The following is a 13,357-nucleotide window of genomic DNA, read 5'->3' as shown; positions in this document are numbered from 1 at the left end:
GGTTGCAGGTAGAATGATCCGTTGAAAGGTTGACATGCGTCCACTGTGCATCGCTGCCGTTCCGCCTTGCAAGCTTTCTAAATCCGAAGGGCCGCTGGCGGCATCGGCCTTTGCTTTGAATGTCTGCTCCGTCCACTGAGCGGCCGTTGGCATCAGATGCAGCGAACGGCTGCTCTGAGCCAGAGCGGACTTGAGCCTGTAACCTTAGTGCTGCAAGCGCATCAGGCCGCACTCAGCCCGAAGCGGACACGCTCATTGGTAGCGTTGTTTGAAAAGCTGACAATCACTTTCACTTTCAATTGTTACCGGTCTTGAGCTGGATTTCCTTTTGTCCTGCGCTCACGAAACCATTCCCGAATTTGCAGGTCTTTTTTGTTGGCGGCGATTTTTGGTATACCAAACACCAAATACCTGATACATCATCCTCGTGAGATTGCGAATCGGCCCGTTGGGAGCGGTCGGTTCGGTACCCTGAGGAGGATCAGAATGAAGAAGTTTCTCGCCACCGTATCCGTGGCGGCAATGGCCCTGACAGGCGCTGTGGCCAATGCTGACGAATACCCGTCCAAGACCATTGAAGTCGTGACCCACGCCGGCAATGGCGGCGGCACGGACGTCACCACCCGGATGATGATGCTCCGCGCCCGCCGTGAGCTGAAAACCGACATGGTCGTGGTCAACAAGAAAGGTGGCGGTGGCGCCGTTGCCATGGACCACTATCTCGAAGTTCCTGCCGACGGTTACACCATCCTGACCTTCACCATCGGCCACGCGGCCACCTTGGCCAAGGGCAAGACCAAGATGACGCTAAACGATATCCGTCCGATCGCCCGCGGCACCGACGACCCGCAGATCCTGATGGTCCGCTGTGGCGCCTATGACAACGCCGAAGCCTTTGTCGCGGCTCAGAAAGAAGCGCCGATTTCCTACGGTACCACCCACCTCGGCAATATCGACGACGTCTCGGCCTTCATGTTCACCAAGAAGGGCGGCATGCAGACCCCGAAGATCGTTCCGTTTGACGGCGGCGGTGAACTGGCAACCCAGTTGGTGGCCGGTGCGGTTGACGCAGCCGTGCTGAACCTGGCCGAGGCCGGGTCTCAGATCGACGCAGGCGATGTCTGCCCGATCGTGGTTTTGGCCGATGAGCGCATGTCCGGCCTGCCGGATGTCGCCACCGCCAAGGAACTGGGCATCGATGTCAGCTTCTCGACCGTGCGCGGCTTTGTTGTTCACAAGGACACGCCCGATGATGTTGCCGCCAAGATCGAGGACGCACTGATGAATTCGATGAACCACGGTGTCTACCAGGGCTTCCTGGACAGCGTTGGGCTCGACAGCACTTCGGTCGTCGGATCGGAGGCCTGGGGCAACCAGATCACCACTATGGTCACCGACATGGAAGCGGCTCTGAAAGAGCTCGGCTTCATCGAGTAACCTGACCATTTGCGGCGCGGCGGTTCCGATCGCCGCGCCCTCTTTCCCTTTCGAGATCTGACATGCAGACCCCCACCGAAAACCCCGTTTCGCAGCGCCGCGCGATCTCGCGCATGGCGATTCCGCTGGGCATCATCGCGTTCTGCGCCTGGGCCTGGTGGCTGAGCACCCAGTTCGAGCGGGTTCCCCCGATCCTGAAACGCGGGATGCAGCCATCTGATTTCCCGCAATTGGTGCTCGGCCTGATCATCTTTCTGTCGATCTGGCTGCTGTTCCGCGACCGTTCCGAAGCGCCAGAACGCCTCACCAAAATGGTGCAGATGACGATGGGCCTGCTGATCGGTTTCGTGATGGTGGGCGAGATCGACCTGTTCCTGGCCCTTAGCCTTTTCGCCGCCTCGCTGGCCGCCCTCTGGGGCGAACGCCGGATCTGGGCGATCGTGCTGGTCGGCCTCATCGCCCCCACCGCCGTGTTCTTCCTGTTCGACGGCATTTTCGAAGTCCGCTTTCCGCGCGGTCTGCTGACCAACTTCTGGTATGAGTAACTGACCCATGGACGCAGCTATCCTCAACGGCCTGATGGCCCTCGCCGATCCGCAGCTCCTGGTGCTGATCTTTGCCGCGACCCTGGGCGGTGTTCTGGTGGGCGCCCTGCCGGGCCTGAACGCCACCACAGGCGTCGCCCTGCTCTTGCCCTTTACCATCACGATGGACCCGATCCCGGCCATCGCGATCCTGACCACGATCTATTGCGCCGCGACCTTTGCCGGGGCAATCACCGCCATCCTCATCAACACGCCGGGGACATCGGCCAGTGCCACCACTTGCCTAGACGGCTATCCCCTAGCCCAAAGGGGAGAGGCAGGCCGCGCGCTGGGGATGGCGGCGGTCTCCTCGACCATCGGCGGCATCATCTCGGTCGTAGCCCTAATGGCGGCCGCCCCGCTGATGGCGCGGGCCGCCTATAACTTTGCCCCGCCGGAATATTTCGCGCTCACCGTGTTCGGCCTGTCGATGCTGTCCACCATCGGGGACGGATCTCCGGTCAAGAATATCGTCTCGGGTGCCTTCGGCGTGCTGCTGGCTACGGTCGGCATCGACCTGCTGACCTCGATCGAACGCTTCACCTTCGGCATGAATGAACTCAGCGAAGGCATTCCGTTTGTGCCGGTGATGATCGGCGTGTTCGGCATCTCGGAACTGCTGATCCAGGCCGACAACCTGCATGTGGAACGCAAGCAGGTGATCATGAAGGCGATCAAGCTACCGAGCCGTGAAGATTACGCCCGTGTCTGGAAGACCATCCTGCGCTCGTCCGGCATCGGCACTTTCATCGGCATCCTGCCGGCAGAGGGCGCCACCGTGGCCTCGATGATCGGCTATAACGAGGCCAAACGCTGGTCCAAGAAGCCCGAGGAATTCGGCAAGGGATCACTGGAAGGCATCGCAGGCTCCGAAGCCGCAAACAACTCGGCCACCGGCGGTGCCATGGTGCCAACCCTGGCACTGGGGATCCCCGGCAGCCCAACGGCGGCAGTGATCCTGGCCGGCCTGATGGTCCATGGTTTGCGCCCCGGCCCCACCATGTTCACTGAACAGGCCGATTTCGCATTCGCCATCTTCTGGTCGATGATGCTGGTCAACGTGATCTTCTTCTTCATCGGTCTCTGGGGCGCCAAGATCTTTGCCCGCGTCACCCTGATCCCGATCCAGATCCTGTGGCCCATCGTGTTCATCTTCTCGATCGTTGGCGCCTATGCGCTGGAACAGTCGATGATGGATGTGTGGATTGCCATCGGCTCGGGCATCGTCGGCTTCTTCATGCGCCGCCACGGCTTCTCGGTGGTGCCCATGGCCATCGGCCTGATCCTGGGCGGCATGCTGGAAACCCGCCTGGGCCAGTCCATGGTGATGTTGGACGAACAGTGGTGGCTGATGTTCACCCGTCCGCTGGCCCTCTTCTTTTTTGTCCTGACCGGACTGGCCCTGTTCGGCCCGATGGTCTGGGGACTGCTCTTCAAACAACGCTCGCCCGTCGAGTCGACCGGAGAATAAGCAATGACAAGAGTAAAATCCGTCCGCACGCGCGTCTGGAACTGGAAAGGCAAGACTGTTCCTCCGCAAGGCAATTTCTGCACCAATGCCAGTGATCTGCTGTGGGAGAAAGGCGATGCGATGTCGTCCTTCCGCTTCCACCAGTGGCTGACCTGCGAGATTGAGACCGAAGACGGAACCATCGGGATCGGCAATGCAGCCCTTGCGCCGAACGTGGTGAAACAGGCGATTGACGAGTGGTTTGCACCTATGGTGATCGGCGAAGATCCGTTTGATTACGCCTATCTCTGGGAAAAGATGTACCGCCGGTCACACGCCTGGGGCCGCAAGGGCATCGGCATGACCGCGATCTCGGCGGTGGACCTCGCGATCTGGGACTTGATGGGCAAGCTGACAGGCAAGCCCGTTTTCAAACTGCTCGGCGGCCGCACCAAGGAAAAGATCCCGGTCTATTACTCCAAGCTCTATTCCGGGCCCATCGAGTCCATGCAGGCCGAGGCCGAAGAAGCCAGCAAGAACAACTACCAGGGATACAAGATGCGCTTTGGCTGGGGCCCCAAGGATGGGCCGGCAGGAATGCGCGAAAATCTCAAGCGGGTCGAAGCGGTGCGCGAAGTCATTGGCTATGACGTGGATCTGATGCTGGAATGCTATCAGGGCTGGAATGTCGATTACACCAAGCGCATGCTGCCCAGGCTGGCCAGATATGAACCCCGCTGGCTGGAAGAGCCGGTGATTGCTGACGACGTCGAAGGCTATCGTGAACTGAACGCCATGAACATCGTGCCCATTTCGGGCGGCGAGCATGAGTTTTCCGTGATCGGCTGCAAAGACCTAATCGAGAAAAAGGCCGTCAGCGTCCTGCAATATGACACCAACCGCGTGGGCGGCATCACCGCAGCGCAGAAAATCAACGCCATTGCCGAAGCCTTTCAGGTGCCGGTCATTCCGCATGCCGGGCAGATGCACAATTACCATCTGACCATGGCCAATGCGAATTGCATGATTTCGGAGTATTTCCCGGTCTTCGATGTCGAAGTAGGTAACGAGCTGTTCTATTACATCTTCGATGGCGACCCGGATGCAGTGGACGGGTTCCTTGATCTGGATGACAACAAGCCTGGTCTGGGGATCGAGATCACCGACAAGTACCTGAGCGATTTCGAGGTGACGGAATGAGCGGCCCCTACACTGGCATCTGGCCCGTTGCGCCAACCCCGTTTAACGAAGACGGCTCACTTGACCTCGAAGGGATGAAACGGGCATTGGATTGCCTGATCGATCAGGGCGCAGATGGCATCTGTGTGCTGGCCAATTTCTCCGAACAGTTCCTGATTTCGGATGCTGAACGCGAGGTTCTGGCGCGCCTGTCGGTGGAACATGTAGCGGGCCGCGTCCCGGTGATTGTCACCATCAGCCACTACGCGACGCAGATCGCAGTGGAACGCGCACAATTCGCCAAGGATCTGGGTGCCGATGTCGTCATGATGATGCCGCCCTATCACGGCGCGTTGCTCAAAGGCACGCCCGAGCAGAGTTTCGAGCAGTTCGCGGCGGTGGGCGAGGTCGGCATCCCGATCATGGTGCAGGATGCGCCGCTCTCCGGCGTGGACCTGCCGGTTTCGCTTCTGGTGCGCATGGCCAGAGAAATCGAGGCGGTCAAGCTGTTCAAGATTGAATGCCCCCGCGCCGCAAACAAGATCCGCGCACTGATCGAACAGGGGGGCGACGCCATCGAAGCCCCCTTTGACGGGGAAGAAGCCATCACGCTGCTGGCCGACCTGGACGCGGGCGCAACCGGATCCATGACCTCGGGCATGATCGTCGATCAGATCAAGCCCGTCCTCAACCACCACCATGCGGGTCGCATCGAAGAGGCGACCGCCGCATATGGTCGCGTGGCCATGGCAATCAACCACGAAAACCGGCAATGTGGCTGGCAGTCATGCAAGGCGGCCATGGTCGAGGGCGGCGTGATCAAATCTGATTTCAGCCGCCACCCGATCCCGCCCTTGCACCCGGCAATCCGCGCCCGCCTGATAGACCTGCTGAGGCCGCTGGATCCGCTGGTTTTGAATTGGGGAAAGTAAATTGAGCGACGCCTGGCTGGATACATTGAAACAGGAAGGCGGGGTGCGCCCCCGCCGGACCCTTGCTGAGGAAGCTGCGGACAATCTGCGTGAGTTCATTCTGCTTGGAAAACTGACGCCGGGTACCGCGATTCCCGAGCGTGATCTGGCCGAGGCGTTGGGTGTGTCACGCACGCCCTTGCGCGAGGCGCTGCGCCTGCTCGAAATCGAAGGGCTGGTGGAATATTCCGCCACCCGCCGCCCGCGTGTGGCCGATCCGTCGCTGCACGAACTGACACAGTATATCTCGGTTCTTGGCGCGCTTGAGGCGCTGGCAGGCGAAACCGCCTGCCGCGAGGCCACCATGGCCGAAATTGCTGATATCGTACGGCTGGCCGCACGGATGGCTGAAGGGTCAGACACGCTCAAACCCCTGGACTTTTTTCGCCTCGACATGCAGTTCCACGCCGCCATTGTCGAGGCCAGCCGGAACGAGCCGCTGATCGAAACCCACCGGCAATACAACGCCCGCCTCTGGCGTGCCCGGTTCCTGTCGTCACAACAGGTGGACCGGCGCGACAACACCCTGTCTCAACATGCAGAAATCACCGACGCCTTGCAAAAACGCGACGCCAAGGCCACACGCCGTGCATTGCGAGACCATCTGAAAAGCACGATCGAGAATATCGCCCGTATCCGCTCACAGGACAACGAAGAAGCCCCAGAGGACTGAACATGAAACCCAAAATAGGCATTATCCCCGGTGACCCCAGCGGCATCGGGCCGGAACTGATTGCGCGTCTGCTGGCTGACGAAGGCGTGGCCGAGGCCGCAGATATCCTTCTGATCGGCGATGCGCATGTGTTCCAAGCCGGACAGGCCGTGGCCGGGCAGGACTTCGACATGACTGCAGTTGATGCCGAAACATCGAACTGGACCGAGGTCGAAGCGTTTGCCTTTCACGCCATGGACACGATTTCGGCGGACAAGGTGCAGGTCGCCGAAGTGACCGAGGCCGGGGGCGCATCGGTTCTTCGCACGCTGGATCAGGCGCTCGAGTTCGCACAAACCGGCGTGATCGATGCGATTGTCTTTGGCCCGTTCAACAAGGCGTCCATGCATCTGGCCGGTCTGGGGCATGATGACGAGTTGCATTACATGGCCGAAAAGCTGGGCGTGACCAACTACATATCGGAGCTCAACACGCTGGACGGCATGTGGACCAGCCGCGTCACCAGCCATATCCCGCTACGCGACGTGGCCGACACGATCTCCGAAGAGCGCGTGGCCGAAGCGGTACACCTGATCCACAACACCCTGCGCCGCTCGGGCCTTGAACGCCCCCGGATTTCGGTGGCCGCGATCAACCCGCATGCAGGCGATGGCGGCAATTTCGGCACCGAAGAGATCGACATTCTCGAACCGACTGTGCGCAAACTTGCCCAGGGCCAGATGGCCGTCGATGGCCCGTGGCCCTCTGACACCGTGTTCCTCAAGGCGGTGGCCAAGGAAATCGACGCGGTGGTCACCATGTATCACGACCAGGGCCAGATCGCCCTCAAACTGCTGGGCTTTGATCGCGGCGTCACCGTGCAGGGCGGCTTGCCGATCCCGGTCTCCACCCCCGCACACGGCACCGCCTTTGACATCGCCGGACAGGGCCGCGCTGATGTTGGCGCCACACGTGCCGCTTTCGACATTGCGTGCAACATGGTTACACACTGGGACAAGTAAGATGACATTCACACCACACGGAAAACACCTGATTGCCGGGAACTGGGTCGCCGGAGATGCCACCTTCACCTCTGATCCCGCCCACGGACCCGCGCATGACTTCTCGGTCGGCACGCCGGGCCATGTGGATGCCGCCGTCGAGGCCGCCGAAGAGGCGTTCTGGTCCTTTGGTTATTCCACCCGCGAGGACCGCGCTGCCTTTCTCCACACCATTGCCGACGAGATCGAAGCCCGCGCTGAGGCGATCACCGAGATTGGCACCCAGGAAACCGGCCTGCCCGAGGCGCGCCTGCAGAGCGAGCGCGGCCGCACCACCGGGCAACTGCGCCTCTTCGCCTCGCATATCCTCGCTGGCGACTATCTCGATCAGCGCCATGACGAAGCCTTGCCGGATCGCGCGCCCCTGCCACGCCCGGAACTGAAGATGATCCAGCGCCCCATCGGCCCGGTCGCGGTGTTCGGTGCCTCCAACTTCCCGCTGGCCTTCTCCACAGCCGGCGGCGACACCGCCGCCGCGCTGGCCGCAGGCTGCCCGGTGGTGGTCAAGGGCCACTCCGCCCATCCCGGCACCGGCGAGATCATCGCCGAGGCAATCCATGCCGCTATCGCCAAATGTGGCGCGCATCCCAGCGTGTTCTCCCTTGTGCAGGGCGGCAAGCGCGATGTGGGCACCCGCCTGGTGCAGCATCCACTGATCAAGGCGGTCGGATTCACCGGCAGCCTCGCCGGAGGCCGGGCGCTGTTCGACCTCTGCGCGCAGCGCCCCGAGCCGATCCCGTTTTTTGGCGAGCTGGGCTCGGTCAACCCGATGTTCCTGCTGCCCGCCGCCATGGAGGTGCGGGGGGGTGAGATCGGCACCGGCTGGGCCGGATCTCTGACCATGGGCGCGGGGCAGTTCTGCACCAATCCCGGCATTGCCGTTGTGCTGAAAGAGCAGGCCGAGACGCTCGCCGACAGCGCCAGCGCCGCGCTGAAAGAGACCGGCGCCCAGACCATGCTGACCGACGGTATCGCGGCGGCCTATCGCGACGGGCAAGCCCGTGTGTCCAAAGGCACCGGCGTGCGCGAGGTGCTGACCACTATGTGCGACCAGCGCGACGCCAAGCCTTATCTCTACCGGGTCTCCGCTGCCGACTGGCTGGCGGATGAGGCGCTTAGTGAGGAAGTGTTCGGCCCCCTCGGCCTGATCGTCGAGGCCGACGACCTCGACCAGATGCGTGCCGTTGCGACTGCCCTTGAGGGCCAACTCACCTGCACGCTGCACATGGACGACGCCGACCTTAAGGCGGCACAATCGCTAGTGCCGATCCTCGAACGCAAGGCGGGACGCATCCTCGCCAACGGCTTCCCTACCGGGGTCGAGGTCTCCGATACCATGGTCCACGGCGGCCCCTACCCAGCCTCCACCAATTTCGGCGCCACCTCGGTCGGGACTCTGTCGATCAGACGCTTCCTGCGCCCAGTCTGCTACCAGAATATGGCCGACGCCTTGCTGCCTACCGCCTGATCCGGCGTGGTCCGGGCGCTCAGTTTGACACCGATCTCCCAAATCTGCCACTGCATGCTGCGGGAATAGATGGCGGCTTTGGGCGACTCGTGGGACTTTGCAAAGACCGCTTTCTACGCCTTCCAGAAATTCGGAACTGACCAAGCTGCAGGTGCAGCGAACGGTGACTTCGTCCGCATAGCAGTCGCGCGCGATATTTAGGCGAACGGCCGCTTCGAGCCCAAAGCGGACAAAGTTCGGTGCTCAGTCGGTTGCTCTGACCCAAACTCTTGAAAAACCATCTGTGGATAGGCCAATCTCAGCTGCAAGGATAATCCGAAGCGCCATTTATGGAACCCTGAATGCGGCTAATCAGAATATGTTTGATTTTGGTGGCGATAATGGCAGTGGCCATAGTCGGGTTAAGGTGGACCTTTCCACTTCCTAATGAAAATTTTTCTGAGCCAACGTTTAAGAAAGATGCCGATTGGGATGGGCCATTAGGTGCAACAATCAAAAATGCACTTGAACGCAACCCAGGGCTCGACGGTGTAAGGCCTTTGGGAAATGGACGCGCAGCCTTTGCGGCCCGGGCGATCCTCGCCCGTGAAGCGACATCCTCAATCGATGCTCAGTACTACATCTGGCAAGATGACGTTACCGGCCTAATGCTTCTGGAAGAGCTCAGGGCAGCAGCAGAGCGTGGTGTGCGCGTCAGATTGTTGGTCGACGATAACGGCATTGCCGGATTGGATGATTTGCTCGCCGAACTGAACGCTCTGCCACATGCAAATGTACGCATTTTCAATCCATTCACTTTGAGGAACCCAAAACTTCTGTCATATGCATTTGACTTTGGACGCCTGAACCGGCGGATGCACAATAAATCAATGACTGTGGACGGGGTCGCCACGATAGTTGGGGGACGCAACATCGGTGACATCTATTTCGACTACGGGGTGGGAACGCACTACCTGGATGTAGACGCGATAGCCATCGGCCCGATTGTAGATGAGGTGTCGCAATCATTCGACGCATATTGGAATAGTGCCTCCGCGTACGACGCTGGGCTCTTTTTGGAAACTTTGGCGGAAAAAAGCCTTAAAGCAAAGGCAGACGCCGCGCGCCAGACTGCGGTTGGCGCAGGCTATCAAAGGGCAATTCAGGATAATGAACTGGCCGACCGGATAGCGGCACATGATCTGAAGTTCGAGTGGAGCGAAGTCACGCTTTTTGTCGACGACCCGTCAAAAGGGTTGGGCGAAGTCGAAAGAGAAGACCTGATTGTCGAACAACTTATCGAGTTCGCCAAAACCTCTCAAATCTCATTGGACCTGGTCTCTGCGTATTTCATTCCGGGGGAACGAGGGGCGGAGGTTCTGGAAGGGTTGGCAAAGTCCGGAGTGAAGATCCGCGTCTTAACCAATTCACTGGATGCCACGGATGTAATGCCCGTTCATGCGGCCTATATGCGTTACAGGGAAGACTTGCTCAACAGTGGTGTAGAACTACTTGAGCTTCGAGCTTTGCGGCGCGAACATCGCGAGCGCAGCCTGCCCGAGAAGCTGGCAGGATCGGCCTCCGGTCTACACGCAAAAGTCTTTGGATCGGATGGAGAACGGATCTTTATAGGCTCTTACAACCTCGACCCCAGGTCCGCGCGGCTGAATACAGAAATGGGTCTTATGATCGAAAGCCCAACTATAACTAAGGCGCTTGCGGAGCAATTGAACCGGCCTGAGTTTTCTTATCGCGTCGAACTTAACGACAGCGGCGAGATGATCTGGCTGCAAGAAGAGCAGGATGGGACAGTCACCATTCATACCGCGGATCCAGAAACCAACAATTTACAGCGTGCCCTGACGGCCGTGGTCAGGTGGCTGCCGGTCGAATGGATGCTCTAGTCACCAAACGACCGACAATCCATTGACCTGCGGCCAGAGATGCCAGTGCTTGATCCGACTTACAGAGAAGTCACAATGGCCCTAGCGTAGGCTTCCATGTCGATACTGGCACCTCCGGTTGCGTACCAAACGACAACGGCGTCTTTTCTTGGAGAGACATAGATTCCTTGGCCATTCATCCCACTTTTGTAGAAATCGCCATCGGCAAAAACGGCATCCCATTGGTATGCGTTTGCCATCGGTTGTTCACGGAATGCGTCAGAAAGGTGTGGGCCAAGTGTTCCCTTCATGTAGTTTTCGGCGACACCCGCTGTTTGGATCGTGTCGATCATCTTTTCAGATACAATGCGGTCTGACGCTGTCTTGTCCCAGCTTGGCGTGTAGAGCAGACCAATCTTTGCCATGTCGATCAATCGGCTGCTGATCAGGCCGTGTATTATGCCGTTTCCTTGAGGTGACAGCGCCAGGGTGGCATCGCCAGTCATTCCAGCTTTGCTCCAGACCCGCTCCGTGATCGCTTCACCAAGTCGCTGGTTCGTAACGGCTTCAATGACAAGACCAAGCATTTGTGTGTTTGCAGAGGAGTATTCGAAAGCCTCAGCCGGTTCCCGCAGTTTGGGTATAGCAAACAGGGCTTCGTTATGAGTTTGCAGAACGCCTTCTTCGTTCGCAACACCAACCTCAGCCCTGACAAAGCGCCCATATGGTGTATCGCCTTTGCGTGAGAGGGGGTTCTCTTCCAGATCCAAACCAGACTGCATGTTCAGGACGTCGATGACCTTTATGTTCTCCCAAGCTGTTCCCTTGGTGCCATCTACATAATCGCCAACAGTTTTCTGAACGTCGATTTTACCCTCATCTTCCAATTGACCGATCAGCAAGCTCGAGAGAATCTTTGCATTGGACATCCAAACGTGGTTGTCCGTCCGGCGCATTCCTGGGTAGGCCTCGTAAGCGATTTCGCCGTTGTGTAGAACCATAACGCCCTGCACTGTGGAATCATCAGCATTAATCATCTCGTCGAGCGACACAGCATTGCCGTCAGCGCCTGGGACGCTCGTAGCTCCTATGGCATCGTTAAAGTTTGTCGCAAGCATCGCGACGGCCCCGTCGCGACGAATGACAGAACTCGGCAGGAACTCGGCGAGGTTCATATATGAAAACGCCCCGGCTTCGGTGATGTCGAGGAACTTCTGCAAATTCCATTCAGAGCTCAGGTCGTAGGATTGCTCGGCCGTGTAACCATTCCGCAGGTCACGGATGGAAAAATCTTCTCGCGGTGTCGCATATGGGTCGTCCTCAGCATTTACAGGAGAAGTTCCAAGGCTTTGCATAATCAAACCTCCAATAAGAGCAAGAACTGGAAAATTGGACTTTGAAAGTAACGAAGTGTTTGGCATGGCAGTATCGCTCCAAATGAATTGCAACTGAAGTATGGCCGCGGCCAGCGTGTTGAAATCTGGTTTTCGAAGAACGGAACAACGTACTTTTGCTCGTCAGAGCATAGTCCGTTTTCCAGGGAATTCGAGAATTACTGTCGTTCTCCCTTACCTGGTGAAATATCCACTTTGTTCGCATTGCAGTCATTCTGTGAATTTGGGCGAATGTCTGCCACGAGCCCAAAGCAGTCTATCCGAACCCGATCTCCGGAAACATCCGCCCCGGCCTGCCGCCAATGGCCCAGCGCGACGGGATCACGAAAATCGATCCCAACCTCTTCAAGGATCGAAAGCGAGGCGTCGTGGATACGTTCAATCGCGTCAGCGTCCAGCACTTGCAGCGGTTTCAACTTGCGGGTCACTGGTGCTAGACGTGTCTGTACTGCTTTCTGGTTCTGTATCCGCGCGGCACGCCCCGATCGCCCCTCTACACGCGGCATGAAACGCCTCCGTCGACGGTGATCTCGGTGCCGGTGATATATGACGCATCATCACTGGCCAGAAACACGGCTGCATTGGCCACGTCCCACGGGGTGCCCACGCGGCCCAGCGGGATACGCGCGGCGCGCTGTTTGTCTAGCGCGTCCCAGTCGATCGTATCAGGGTCATCCGTGTTCTGTTCGGTGATGTTGCGCGCCATCGGCGTGTCGATGAACCCCGGCAGGATCGCATTCGCCCGCACCCCATGCGGCGCCATTTCCGCTGCCAGATTGCGGGTGAATGAAATGATCGAGCCCTTTGTGGCGTTATACCCGATATAAGGCGTGCCCAAATAGCGCAGCCCTGCGATGGACGAGATATTGGTCACAACCCCTACGCCGCGCTCGACGAAATGTGGCAGGACATGTTTGGTAGGCAGAAAGACCGCCTTCATGTTCACATGGACCAGCGCGTCCCAATCCTCGACCGTGCTGTCCATGGCGCCGCCGGTTTTCAGAATACCAACGTTATTTTGCAGGATGTCGATCTGGCCGAATTCGGACATGCATCGATCAACGGCGGTCTTTACCTGATCCTCTTGCGTTACGTCTGCGGTCAGGGCAAAGGCCCGCCCGCCTTCCTGCCGGATCAGGTCACAGGTTTCCTCAGCGGCGGTCTGATCCAGATCCAGCGCGGCGATGGCGGCACCCTCCTGCGCCAATCGGATCGCTGTGGCCTTGCCATTGCCCATGCCGCCCTTCATCGAGCCCGCGCCCGTCACCAAGGCGATTTTCCCCGCAAGACGCGCCATAT

12 protein-coding genes are annotated in these 13,357 nt (G+C 59.0%); 9 read left to right on the top strand and 3 right to left on the bottom strand.

The features are described from left to right. The first annotated feature begins 486 nt into the window (after window positions 1-486). From GOV91_RS20920 to GOV91_RS20880, 9 genes are all read left to right on the top strand, one after another. Entirely contained in the window at window positions 487-1,437 is a 951-nt protein-coding gene (locus tag GOV91_RS20920; RefSeq protein WP_171236880.1) for a tripartite tricarboxylate transporter substrate binding protein, read from the top strand. 62 nt (window positions 1,438-1,499) lie between these two features. Continuing rightward, a complete protein-coding gene (locus tag GOV91_RS20915) occupies window positions 1,500-1,982 on the top strand; it encodes a tripartite tricarboxylate transporter TctB family protein (protein ID WP_171236879.1) in 483 nt (160 codons plus the stop codon). A gap of 7 nt (window positions 1,983-1,989) precedes the next feature. Further along, on the top strand, window positions 1,990-3,492 hold the full coding sequence (locus tag GOV91_RS20910) for a tripartite tricarboxylate transporter permease (RefSeq protein WP_171236878.1): 1,503 nt from the start codon (window positions 1,990-1,992) through the stop codon (window positions 3,490-3,492). Between the two features lie 3 nt (window positions 3,493-3,495). Further along, window positions 3,496-4,671 (top strand): L-rhamnonate dehydratase, encoded by a 1,176-nt coding sequence (locus GOV91_RS20905; RefSeq protein ID WP_171236877.1) that lies wholly within the window; start codon window positions 3,496-3,498, stop codon window positions 4,669-4,671. Then, window positions 4,668-5,582, top strand: a complete 915-nt coding sequence (locus tag GOV91_RS20900; RefSeq protein ID WP_171236876.1) for a dihydrodipicolinate synthase family protein — start codon at window positions 4,668-4,670, stop codon at window positions 5,580-5,582. Before GOV91_RS20905 ends, GOV91_RS20900 begins: the two co-directional genes overlap by 4 nt. Window position 5,583: 1 nt before the next feature. Beyond that, on the top strand, window positions 5,584-6,294 hold the full coding sequence (locus tag GOV91_RS20895; protein WP_171236875.1) for a GntR family transcriptional regulator: 711 nt from the start codon (window positions 5,584-5,586) through the stop codon (window positions 6,292-6,294). A gap of 2 nt (window positions 6,295-6,296) precedes the next feature. Continuing rightward, window positions 6,297-7,295, top strand: coding sequence for a 4-hydroxythreonine-4-phosphate dehydrogenase PdxA (locus tag GOV91_RS20890; protein ID WP_171236874.1), 999 nt, complete (start codon window positions 6,297-6,299; stop codon window positions 7,293-7,295). Window position 7,296: 1 nt separating this feature from the next. Next, a complete protein-coding gene (locus tag GOV91_RS20885) occupies window positions 7,297-8,802 on the top strand; it encodes an aldehyde dehydrogenase (NADP(+)) (RefSeq protein ID WP_171236873.1) in 1,506 nt (501 codons plus the stop codon). Between the two features lie 539 nt (window positions 8,803-9,341). Beyond that, the gene (locus GOV91_RS20880) at window positions 9,342-10,685 is read left to right on the top strand and encodes a phospholipase D family protein (RefSeq protein ID WP_254440744.1); all 1,344 of its coding nucleotides are present in this window, start codon (window positions 9,342-9,344) and stop codon (window positions 10,683-10,685) included. Window positions 10,686-10,744: 59 nt separating this feature from the next. On the opposite strand, the gene GOV91_RS20875 is transcribed toward GOV91_RS20880, so the two are convergent. From GOV91_RS20875 to GOV91_RS20865, 3 genes are all read right to left on the bottom strand, one after another. Then, the gene (locus tag GOV91_RS20875) at window positions 10,745-12,019 is read right to left on the bottom strand and encodes a serine hydrolase (protein WP_171236871.1); all 1,275 of its coding nucleotides are present in this window, start codon (window positions 12,017-12,019) and stop codon (window positions 10,745-10,747) included. A gap of 197 nt (window positions 12,020-12,216) precedes the next feature. Next, the gene (locus GOV91_RS20870; RefSeq protein WP_171236870.1) at window positions 12,217-12,564 is read right to left on the bottom strand and encodes a trimethylamine methyltransferase family protein; all 348 of its coding nucleotides are present in this window, start codon (window positions 12,562-12,564) and stop codon (window positions 12,217-12,219) included. Further along, complete coding sequence (locus GOV91_RS20865; protein ID WP_171236869.1) at window positions 12,552-13,355, bottom strand: SDR family NAD(P)-dependent oxidoreductase; 804 nt, start codon at window positions 13,353-13,355, stop codon at window positions 12,552-12,554. Before GOV91_RS20865 ends, GOV91_RS20870 begins: the two co-directional genes overlap by 13 nt. Between the last annotated feature and the right edge of the window lie 2 nt (window positions 13,356-13,357).

It is taken from the genome of Ruegeria sp. HKCCA6837 (assembly GCF_013034475.1).
Classification (GTDB): domain Bacteria; phylum Pseudomonadota; class Alphaproteobacteria; order Rhodobacterales; family Rhodobacteraceae; genus Ruegeria.
This window is presented reverse-complemented; position numbering and strand designations above follow the sequence as displayed.